Annotated in this window: 1 protein-coding gene; it reads left to right on the top strand. The window is 69.4% G+C overall.

From position 1 onward, the window contains the following. Positions 1 to 1,914, top strand: a 1,914-nt coding sequence (gene addB, locus Q0L57_RS13915) for a double-strand break repair protein AddB (protein ID WP_296743524.1), incomplete at both ends; no start/stop codon positions are given.

The raw sequence follows: 1,914 nt of genomic DNA, 5'->3' as shown, positions 1-1,914 counted from the left end.
CTTCCGCTACGATGGCGACCCGTTGGCGCTCGCCGATGCCACCATCTATGTGCCGACGCGGCGTGCCGCCCGCGCCTTGCGCGGGGCCTTCGTCGACATGCTCTCAGAAGCAGGAGGGGGCCGGCGTTCGGCCATCCTGCCGACAGTGCGGCCGCTCGGCGAATTCGACGAGGACGAGGCGGTTTTCGAGGCAGAAGCGACGCCGGCCATAGACCTGGCGCCGCCGATCGCCGCGCAGGAGCGGCTGTTGCTGCTGGCGCCCCTGGTGCGGGCGTGGAAGGAGAGCCTGCCGGCACATGTCAGGGAGCGGTTCAACGAGGAATTCGTGGTGCCGACCTCGGCCGCCGACGCCATCTGGCTGGCGCGCGATCTCGCCCGGCTTATGGACGAGATCGAGACCGAGGGTACGGACTGGGCCAAGCTCGCAACGCTGGTCACCGGCAATCTTGCAGGCTGGTGGCAGGTGACGCTCGACTTCCTCGGCATCGTCACCGACAACTGGCCAGCACTGCTCAAGGAGCGCAACCGCGCCAATCCGGCGGCGCATCGCAGCGCGCTGATCCGCCTGGAGGCGGCGCGGCTGAAGCGTAATCCGCCGGCAGGGCCGGTTATCGCCGCCGGTTCCACCGGCTCCATACCCGCCACCGCCGAGCTCCTGGCGGTGATCGCCGGCCTGCCCAATGGCGCCGTGGTGCTGCCCGGCCTCGACCGCGAGCTGGACGACGCATCCTTCGCCGCGATAACGGCGCCCGGCGCGCGCCCGGCGACGCTCGGCCACCCGCAATACGGCCTGGCGAAACTCATTGGCGGCATCGGCATCCCGCGCCACGATGTCGAGGAGATCGGCGCGGCGACGAAGCCACTGGCACTGCGCGCGGCCCTTATCGGCGAGGCGTTGCGGCCGGCCGAAACCACCGAACTCTGGACCGAGACGCGGCCACGCTTCTCCACAGACGATATCGGGCAGGCGCTGGCCGGTGTGGCGCTGGTGGAGGCGGCCAACGAACGTGACGAGGCGGTTGCGATCGCCATCGCGCTGAAGCGCGCCGTCGAGAGCCCCGGCAAACGCGCAGCGCTCGTCACCGGCGACCGGGCGCTGGCGCGACGGGTTTCGGCCGAGCTTTTGCGCTTCGGCGTGGCTGCCGACGATTCCGGCGGCATACCGCTTGCCAACACCCCGGCCGCCAGCCTCCTCCGCCTCGCGCTGAATGCCGCGTTCCGGCCCGGCGATCCGGTGGGCCTGCTGTCCCTGCTCAAGCACCCCCTGCTCAGCCTCGGCCTTGAACGCCAGGCCGTGCGCAAGGCAGCCGAGCTTACTGAGCTGGTGGCGCTGCGCGGCGGCACCGGCCGGCCGGATGTCGCATCGCTTGGCGAGCTTTTCGAAACACGGCTCGCGGGCCTCAGTGGGGACACACGACAGCCCTTCTGGTTTCCGCGCCTGACAGTCCGCGACATCGAGCAGACGCGCGGCATGCTTAGCCGGCTCGATAATTCACTCTCCCCTCTTGCCGCGATGCGCGAGGACGAGAATGCCGACATCGCTACGTTGACCCGCGCGAGCGTCGTCGCACTGGAGGATATGGGCCGCGCGGCGGATGGCAGCCTGGCGGAACTCTACGCCAGCGACGCCGGGGAAAAGCTTGCCGAACTGCTGCGCGGGCTGGTCGCCGTATCGTCGCCCTTCTCATTCGCCGCCACCGAGTGGCCCGATGTCATGGAGGCGCTGATTGCGCCTGAAACGGTCAAGCCGGCGCGGGGCACCGACCGCAACATCGCCATCTGGGGCGCGCTGGAAGCCAGGTTGCAAAGCGTCGACACGCTCGTCATCGGCGGCCTCAACGAAGGTGTATGGCCGCGCAAGCCGGAGAGCGACCGCTTCATGTCGCGGCTGATGAAGACCGGCATCGACCTCGA

Origin of the sequence: Mesorhizobium sp. (assembly GCF_024509055.1) — a bacterium.
Classification (GTDB): domain Bacteria; phylum Pseudomonadota; class Alphaproteobacteria; order Rhizobiales; family Rhizobiaceae; genus Mesorhizobium.
This window is presented reverse-complemented; position numbering and strand designations above follow the sequence as displayed.